This window comes from Paenibacillus sp. F024 (assembly GCF_057814255.1).
Window position 1 is genome coordinate 1 of record NZ_JBVASZ010000066.1, and the last position, 8,690, is coordinate 8,690.

Here is an 8,690-nt window from a genome sequence, read left to right on the forward strand (position 1 = left end):
TGTGAACGTAACGAACTGCAGACGCCAATCATCACCGCGCCGATGCCCAAACCGGTGTATCCGGGCAGTCTGGCCTCGCCGTCCATTTTGGCGTATGTGATGTGCCAGAAATACGTGGACAGCCTGCAGATCTAAGGTACCGACGCGGGTGTCCCATTCACGAGTCCGAAACCCGTTGCGCTGAGTCGTTCGTTCCCCGCTGCGTTCGTAGCGATCCGCCCCAATCTGCTGGGTGACTTCCGCCTCCACCAGGGCTTGCGCCAATAGCTGCAATCCTTCTTTCAAAAAGTCTACATCTTGATCCATTCCACTCTTGCGCAACAGCTCCAAAAGTGACATTCTGTTGATAGAAGTCACGATGGATTCCTCCTTCTAAAGTTGATTGGCGTCACTTTAGTAGAAATCACATCGTGGCTTCCTTTGTCAATATGGAGCCTTTAAATTTACACCACTACTTGAGACTATAACCAAGCAAGAGCGACTGTATATCGGCGGAAGACCAATTCCCGGCTTTTCCTTGGATCATAAGCAGCATCCCGTCAGCGATGAGCAGATCCTTTTTCGTTGCCCGTGACATCCCCCTCCTCTTCCTTTGGCAAGTATTTTTAATAGTTACATAAAGAAAGATAGTATAAACTCAGAATGAGAATTCTATATTGCGATTTTTGTTGTCATTCTGAACCAATTAATAATTTTATGGTCGAACGATAATGATTTCACTTGCATCTAGTCCTTCTTTAACATAAAGCTCTGGCGTATTTTCCTCTGGAATATCTTCCAACATAAGAGCTGCCCTTGCTTGTTCAAACGCTGTTTTGAGTGATCGACCAAACCCAATGGACGAATAGAATTGTGCAGCAAAGACCCTTGCTGCCTCATCCCCTATTGAAGTATTCATACCAATCGCTGCATCAACATGCTCTATCACTGCCTGTGCTTGTCCATAAGAAAAACATGTATTGAAAAATACTAGCCTGATTGTATCTGAAGAACTCATCATCGTCTGAACAATTGCTTCTTTTGAAACCAATTTTGCCTTACCCTGAGGATTTTGGAAAACTATTTCGTCTTCATCTGAGCCATGACCACTGAAATGTATTATTGTAGGGTTCTCCTCATTAATTGCTTGCAATACATCTTGCGGTCTAACCGCCCACTTTGTAACAAAAGAAACCGAATCCCTATGTTCCGATTTTCTTATCATCTCTCCAATCTCTCTCGCTTCTTCATCCAATCTCAACGGTGGCACATTAATAGGATTGGATGCCATAAAGAGAACCGATATTTTTTCAGGTATGCTTTGTAATTGCAATAATGTTTGCTGTGTTTGCAAATGCAATTCACTATGCTGCCCAAGTGTATCATCCACCCTTTTCATTTGTCTTTCCGCCTCCTGCAACCTTATCTTTCCTTCACGTTCCTCTGCTTGTATCAACTTACGTTCCTCATCAGCAATCTCTTTATTCTTTTTGGCAATTTTGCCGTCTATTTCCGCTAACCTCTTCTCTATACTAGCTAAAGCTTTTTCTGCACGATCTATCTCTCCAGATTTAGACTTTAAAGTTGACAATGATTTTGTTCGAGAAATAGCCTGTTTTGCTGATAGTATTTTCTTTGTATGGCTTGATATTTTCTTCGCTTCATTAGCTCTATCCGATAGGAGTTTTGCTACGTCTTTCTTTTTTCGCATAATATTACTTCTGTATGTATCTATAGTTGCCATATTTTATTAATCATCCCCTTCCCTTAATCTACAAAGATATCAAAACCTAATAGCTTTATGATGATCTTCTCCCTTATGTTAGCTGCCTATAAAGTATTTCACAAACGTTGCTATGAGCTTGGTAGAGCCTCCTCCATTATATCGTTAATACTGACCTAATTTGGAATATCCATCAACTAACTTTAATAATTCCTTACAGCTTTAATTATCACTGATCCCATTAGTCTGGGGTTAGTAATCCGATAGTTTATCACATTCATCCTTTAAAGCGCATTCAGCCAAATTGAATTACGAAAGGGGTACCGCAGTCAGCTTTCAACTGACTGCGGTACCCTTTGAATGTTCCAGCTTTTTCAGATCTCCTATTTTGTACTGAAATTAAACAACTATTTTTCTTTTGGATTAATTCAGAATACGAACAGACGATTTCACAGATCCTCTATAACCACCTAAATCGACTGCCACATGCCAATGACCTGTGTGAGGGACATTAATTCTGACTGGTGATCTTGTAAAATGACCGCCATAGTATTTATACTGCCTACCATTACGATAATTATTAAAATTAGAGCTATCAAGTAGGAGAACATTTGCAGCATTCCCGGAAAGCGTTACTTCAACAGTCGCTCCGCCATTAAGTGTTCCTAAATCATAATGTGTAAAATTCATTTTCCATCCGCCCTTCAATAAGTAATCTATCTAACAATAGAATCTCTTAATTCAGTATAAATTGTCAATATTTGTTTCATTATTCTCGAAAAATCTCTTCGGAATTCTATCGGTATACGGTTGTATACACTCTCACTAGGGACAGATTTGGCTGCAACTCACGGTATATTATCCAGAACGCATTCATGGACGCTAAAAGCGGCTTTACTTGGAGGGGGGGCATGATAGGCTGGATGCCGGTGCGAATAGTCTTTAGCTATTCACCCATTCGCAAGGACAACATGCCTGCCGGAGGTTCCAAATTAAGCCGCGGCTCACTTACTAGACTCGGAAAAGGGAGAGTACACAAAAAAATATTGACACGTACTCTCCTATAAGCCTCCTAGCTTACCGGTTTAACCCCGTAAATTTAGAGTCTTATACCCTTATTCTAGCGAATGCGTAGTTTTTTATTGATTTTACGTCGTAGCCGCCCTTGACACGGAGCCTCTGCGGGCATGATTTCTCGCGATAGGGCGATGTAGGGAAGCAAGCATCGCGAGGCTAGCAACCTACCATGCCCACCCCTCCATGTAAAGGGCTTTATACTTCAGCTACACCTTAATCACGAGCGGCTTTACGGTTTGTTGAAGAACAGCTTGAAAAAATTCCTCTGGGGATAGATCATATAAACTGCCATGTATTCGTCGCTGATTGTAAAACAAGAGGTAATTGGAAACGACATGGTAAGCATCTTGGTAACTCTCAAACTCATGCCTGGAGAGACAGTCTTGTTCCAAGATGGCGTGAAAAGCCTCAATGTGAGCATTTTTATTCGGTGTTTTCGGCGGAATCCGTTCATGTTCCATGTTAATGATCAATCCATACTGCCGTTTGAGGCATACGGTTAATTTTCGATAACCGTACGTTGACTCTTCCCCAGCAATAAGCTCCATTAGCCATTCTTTGATTTGCTCGTCACTGATAGGGCGTTGTTGTTGGTTAAAGGAAAACCCTGGGAATGGACGTCTACAATGAACCCATAGGGTGAGACACAGGGAGGCGATAAATAAGTTATACTGAAGCCATGGAGAAACGAAACCGATATACCGCAGAGTTTAAGACGAAGGTCGTCCTGGAAGTGCTGAGAGAAGAGCAGACGGTGAATGAGATCGCAGGGAAGTACGAACTCAGCCCAGTCATGTTGAGCCGGTGGAAGGCAGAGTTTCTGGAGCGAGCCTCCATGGTGTTCGGCCGGGAAACAAAGGAAGCCGAGAAGATCAAAAGGAACTATGAGGACAAGCAAGAGCAACTGGAGAAACTGGTCGGCCAACTGACGCTAGAAGTCAATTGGCTCAAAAAAAAATCTGGTCTCTAAGACATCGACAAGAGATCGGCAAGCCATGGTGGAACGGGATAACCGGGAGATCAGCATCAAGCGCCAAGCAGAGTTGCTGGGGATCCATCGTACGAACGTGTATCGGCGGCGGGATGTGCGGCAGGAAGCGCCGGAGAACGTACAACTGATGCATGAGATCGACAAGTTGTACACGAAGCATCCGTATTTCGGCTATCGGCGGATGACAAGCAAATTGCGGGAACAGGGATGGGCCGTGAACCGCAAACGCATCCAGCGGCTGATGCGCCTGATGGGAATTGAAGTGATCTATCCGGGACCGAACTTAAGCAAACGATATCATGCCCAGTATATTCGGCCCTACCTTCTGCGCGGCTTGGCCATTGATCGTCCGAACCAGGTCTGGGGAATTGATATTACGTATTTGCGGATGGGCAAAGGCTTTATGTATCTCTTTGCGATTATCGACTGGTACAGCCGCAAAATCATCGATTACGAGCTCTCCAGCACATTGGAGAAGGCTTTCGTCCTGACGTGCCTGAAACGGGCGCTGGGGCGCTGTCAGCCCGAGATCATAAACAGCGATCAGGGCAGTCATTTTACGAATCCGGATTACTTGGATTTATTGGTGAAGCACCAGGTAAAAGTGTCTATGGATGGTAAGGGCCGAGCGCGAGACAACAGCCGTACGGAACGCTTCTTTCGTTCGCTCAAATACGAGGAGATCTATTTGAACGAGTACGAAGACCCTCGGGCGCTTCGTAAAGCCATTACGGCCTATCTACGCTTTTACCATACCCAGCGTCCGCACCAGTCGTTGGGTTATGCCAAGCCGGATCGCGTCCGCCCCCCCACTACAATCGAAGGAGGACATAACTTATTTTTTCCGAAATTGTGTCTTGACAACGGGGGGCATTACAGTCCGCCGTTATACACTCGTTCCTGCTTAAAATGCTTCTTACGATAATAATACGTCGCTTCACTGACGCCGACGATTCGCAGCACCACTGCAGCTTTAAATCCCCGCGCAATCCATATGTCGGCGATCTCTATTTTGTCCGATAGGCGGGGTTCACCTTTTTTACAAGGTCACGCAGGATCGCAAGCTCCAGATCCTTTTCACCCAGCAATTTCTTCAACTTGTCGTTCTCATGCTCTAATTCTTGGAATTCTTTTGGCGTTGGAGTATAGGCCGTTATTTTCCTGGCTTCCGGGGCTGTCTTTTTCCATCCTGTTTGCTTCGACTGACGAATCCAACGGGATAACATTTTACCGTCAATTCCATGGCGTCTTGCGACCTGACTGGCATTTCCCACTTCAAGCGCCTCTTGGATGAGCTGCTGTTTAAATTCTATGCTGTAACTTTTTCTCTGCATCTTTCATCCCTCCACTTTACTTCATTCACATTCTAGTGGATTAAGAGAAAAGACTCAAAGGTAATTTCGGGGCTTTAGAGCTATATAAAAGACAAGGATCGTTGTAATATTCAACGATCCTTGTCTTTTTAGGCATCCAATTTATGAATAATTGTTTTGTACATATTCATTTTGTGTTTAAATGAAGGTTCTCCACCTTCTAAGTAATTGATAATATGTTTCATTATAGTCTTATTACTAGGATAACCACTTTTTTCAATCCATCCATGTGCATTATTGGATTCTAACACTATTACCTGTTCTGCATCCGCATTGGTTACTATTGTCGAACTGTGTGTAACAACAATTATTTGTCTGTTGTTTTTTATTTGTCGTAAGCTGTTAACAAGATTTTTATAAATATACTGGTTATCAAGATTATCCTCTGGTTGGTCAATGATTAAAGGTGTGTTATCGGCAGTAAATTTACCATATTCAAAAAGAAAAGTTAGAATTGCGACCACTTTCTGACCTAGGGATAATAAGCTGATGTCCTTCATATTTACTCCAATTGAGTTTACTGATTCTCTCGAATTAACGTTGAATTGGAGTGTAAAATCATCAATAATTTCAAAGTATTTACCTAAGCAAAGTTCTAGATTTAATTTGTTCTCGACAAGCTTGTCCTTAATACGTTTATAAACAAACGGAATATCACTCGATGTCAGTTGCCTTATTTCCTCATCGACGTCATCAAAATTTCTTTCTTCACTTGAGGAAAATTTTAAAATAGAAACAACTTGTTCTAGTTTCCTGAATTGGTCACTCATTATTAAGATTAAAAAATCTATAAGCCCCACTTGTTCCACTTGAGTTTGAATAAAACGTTCAATATCACCCCAAGTAATATTTATTTTAGGAAGATAAGAGTTACTTATAAAATGAGCTGTTAAATCATCAAGGTAATACGCGTGATTTTTCTCTTTTGGGGAATAGATAATTTGAAGCTGATTACTATAGTTAGTATTGAACAAGCCTATCTTTTCATCAATAAAAGATTCCCTCGTTAACATACTGGATTTTAAACTAGGTAGTTCAGTGGCAAGAAACTTTTTGAGGTGCATTCTATTAATACTAGCAATCGATTTTAAAACCCGATCTTTCTCAGGGAATGGCAATCCATTAAAGACAACCTCTCGAATGAATGTTCCAATATCATCAGAGTTTATTTGGTTAATAATATTATTTATAGAATAGCTCTTTCTGTAAAAACCACTCATTATTAACAACTTTTCTTCTTGACTGATTTCATTAAATGAAATCACATCCGTCTGATTAATTACTTCGTAAAGATTTACCCAATGATGTTCTAACTTAATTAAACCCTGATTCGGATAATACTGAACAAATGCCTTAGATGAATAAAACTGTCTCCCGCTTGAATAACGGGCAGCCTCTTCAACTTGCGGAATAAATCGAAGCATATATTCTTTATCATCATATACAAAGAGAACATAGATCATCTTATTTTTACAAATAAAGCGCAGCTTTTTATCAGAGTCAGTTTCTAATGTAAAAATAATTTCCAAGATACTAAGAAGAGTGCTTTTCCCGGTACCCCTACCTCCTATTATGCAATTCAAATCGCTTGAAAAATCCGCTAAAAATGAACTGTCATTTTTACCACGAAGATATCCATCCGAACCAGGTTCAATTAAGATTCCTTTGATAAATTTATTTGTGATAGATGGTTTATCGATGAATACACAAAACTTATGATTCAGAAAGGCCTTTCTCAAAGAATTAAAACTCACATCACTCATTTTAATCCAAGTGTTATTTAATCCTAGTTGATTGATTGTATGAGCATCACCTTCAAAAATAAAACAATATTTTTCTTCTGGATCCACTATGTCAAATGATTTTAAACGTTCTAATTCTCTGTTTATACACCGTTTATTAGTAACTCCAATAACATTCATATAAGGCAAGTTAAAAAGCGTATGTTTATACAATCCTGAAGTATTTATCTCAGCAGAGTTAATATGTGCAATATACCCTATTCCACCGATTTCATGGATTTTACCCATCATAGAAAGACTTGTTTCATAGGTGCCTTTTTCTTCAGAAATTATATTATTGTCCACTAACTTTTGTACTTTTGATAAATATTTTTCGTCAAATATACCGACTAAATGTAACTGTTCAGAACAAGAAATCTCAATACCAAGTAACAAATTTATGATTTTCCTATTTTCATCTTTACCTTTTATACGTTCCTTAAAATACTCTTCAAGTGAGTGTTTCAATTTGAAATATCCATTAATCGTATTGTGATCTGAGATAACCGCAATCTCTACACCTGATAAATACAGTTTATGTGCAATCAGCTTATAGGTGATATATTCTTTAATCGATTGATAAGGTGTATTTTTTAATAACACTTTGTATTCGTCAGTATCATAATAACCGGCCGATATTTCTTGTACAAAATGGCTCGTCTGTTCTTCATCAAAATATCCTAATTGATTAGCTATATGAACCACATCAATACTTGTCAGGTTTTTATATTCTTTCCCTGGTACTAATTTATAATCATAAGATGCTGGTGTATGTATATGAAATTCACACTTCAATAGATCTCCAAATTTTTTTCTTTCTCTATTAATTTGCTTATATTTCATCAAAAGAATATCAAACAACGAGATCACCTCTTTGAATACTGACGAATTTTGTCTTTATATAGATGTTATCATATAAAAGTGTGATGAATAAAGTGGGAATTAGCTTTGGAGCCAGTCAGTTAATCAAAAGAGGAGACTATCAGAGATGATATTAGGGATATCTTAAGGGAACTTGAAATACTTGGGTATGAAGATGCGAAGGCAAAAACGATATTGATTAAACATTATCGACAATCAGGCGATCTTAGGGTTTTTAGGGGTTTCCAGAAAAATTGTCTAATTGCCATCTTGAAAGTTGGAATTTCAAACCTAACTTGAAATAGGCGGATAAGTAACCTACTTTGTTCGTGGAGTGGAGTAGCAAAAAAACAGCTGCCGCGGGAAGCCTTCATAGTATAAAAGATTAGGCACCTCAAATTATACCAGGTTAATACTTCCCCTTAGGATGTAATAAACGTATGTTCTCGTATAAGCATGAAATAGAGCCTCCAACTACACGACGATAATATTCACGTAAATGTGTTGAATGAACAAGACGCATTTTGTAGCTCCATAGGGTTGTCTATAATAAAAAGTATGCATTTTTCCCGGTTAAGGTTACATGATTTTTTACAGACCTAAAACTTAAATCTGATTTTCCCACCCAATGTGGGTGGGATTATTTTTAAAAATATTTTTGTCTAAAGCTTTTTCTAAAGCGGCCAACACTTTGTCTTGTACCCTTATGGGAGATTACCGCTATCCAAATTACTCAATGTCTGTAAGCGTCAAACCCAGCACACCTGTTCATAGGAAACAAAGCCTGTCACAATGAATCCATCATACCTGGAGAGGATGGACTTATGATGGAAGAGACGTTGCAGGAAATATGGACGAAGCGCATTGCGGCCTATCAGGAAAGCGGGCAAACGATGAAGACCTGG

The 8,690-nt window shown here is 39.7% G+C and carries 6 protein-coding genes and 2 pseudogenes; 1 reads left to right on the forward strand and 7 read right to left on the reverse strand.

From position 1 onward, the window contains the following. Positions 1-126 precede the first annotated feature (126 nt). The 5 genes and pseudogenes from ACZYR9_RS26750 to ACZYR9_RS26770 form a co-directional block, all read right to left on the reverse strand. Positions 127-339, reverse strand: a pseudogene (locus tag ACZYR9_RS26750) (transposase); the annotation flags it as partial. Between the two features lie 112 nt (positions 340-451). After that, complete coding sequence (locus tag ACZYR9_RS26755; protein WP_258313561.1) at positions 452-577, reverse strand: hypothetical protein; 126 nt, start codon at positions 575-577, stop codon at positions 452-454. A gap of 117 nt (positions 578-694) precedes the next feature. Next, positions 695-1,723 carry a CHAT domain-containing protein gene (locus tag ACZYR9_RS26760; protein ID WP_141336765.1) on the reverse strand — a complete coding sequence of 343 codons (1,029 nt, stop codon included), beginning with the start codon at positions 1,721-1,723 and terminating at the stop codon, positions 695-697. Positions 1,724-2,125: 402 nt separating this feature from the next. Next, positions 2,126-2,392 carry a DUF1883 domain-containing protein gene (locus ACZYR9_RS26765; protein ID WP_141336766.1) on the reverse strand — a complete coding sequence of 89 codons (267 nt, stop codon included), beginning with the start codon at positions 2,390-2,392 and terminating at the stop codon, positions 2,126-2,128. 593 nt (positions 2,393-2,985) lie between these two features. After that, positions 2,986-3,327: an integrase core domain-containing protein gene (locus ACZYR9_RS26770; protein WP_141336767.1), complete on the reverse strand. Its 342-nt coding sequence runs from the start codon at positions 3,325-3,327 to the stop codon at positions 2,986-2,988. A gap of 131 nt (positions 3,328-3,458) precedes the next feature. On the opposite strand from ACZYR9_RS26770, the pseudogene ACZYR9_RS26775 reads away from it, so the two are divergent. Further along, a pseudogene (locus ACZYR9_RS26775) lies at positions 3,459-4,563 on the forward strand (IS3 family transposase); the annotation flags it as partial. A gap of 214 nt (positions 4,564-4,777) precedes the next feature. On the opposite strand, the gene ACZYR9_RS26780 reads toward ACZYR9_RS26775, so the two are convergent. Both ACZYR9_RS26780 and ACZYR9_RS26785 read right to left on the reverse strand, forming a co-directional pair. Beyond that, positions 4,778-5,104, reverse strand: a complete 327-nt coding sequence (locus ACZYR9_RS26780) for a transposase (protein ID WP_488981421.1) — start codon at positions 5,102-5,104, stop codon at positions 4,778-4,780. Positions 5,105-5,232: 128 nt separating this feature from the next. Beyond that, positions 5,233-7,785, reverse strand: a complete 2,553-nt coding sequence (locus tag ACZYR9_RS26785) for a Spaf_1101 family AAA-like ATPase (protein WP_372814066.1) — start codon at positions 7,783-7,785, stop codon at positions 5,233-5,235. Positions 7,786-8,690 lie beyond the last annotated feature (905 nt).

What these genes read in the sequence shown, in the direction of transcription:
- ACZYR9_RS26755 (WP_258313561.1), bottom strand. Translation starts at nt 577, where the DNA reads ATGTCACGGGCAACGAAAAAGGATCTGCTCATCGCTGACGGGATGCTG.
- ACZYR9_RS26770 (WP_141336767.1), bottom strand. Translation starts at nt 3,327, where the DNA reads ATGGAGCTTATTGCTGGGGAAGAGTCAACGTACGGTTATCGAAAATTA.
- ACZYR9_RS26765 (WP_141336766.1), bottom strand. Translation starts at nt 2,392, where the DNA reads ATGAATTTTACACATTATGATTTAGGAACACTTAATGGCGGAGCGACT.
- ACZYR9_RS26760 (WP_141336765.1), bottom strand. Translation starts at nt 1,723, where the DNA reads ATGGCAACTATAGATACATACAGAAGTAATATTATGCGAAAAAAGAAA.
- ACZYR9_RS26780 (WP_488981421.1), bottom strand. Translation starts at nt 5,104, where the DNA reads ATGCAGAGAAAAAGTTACAGCATAGAATTTAAACAGCAGCTCATCCAA.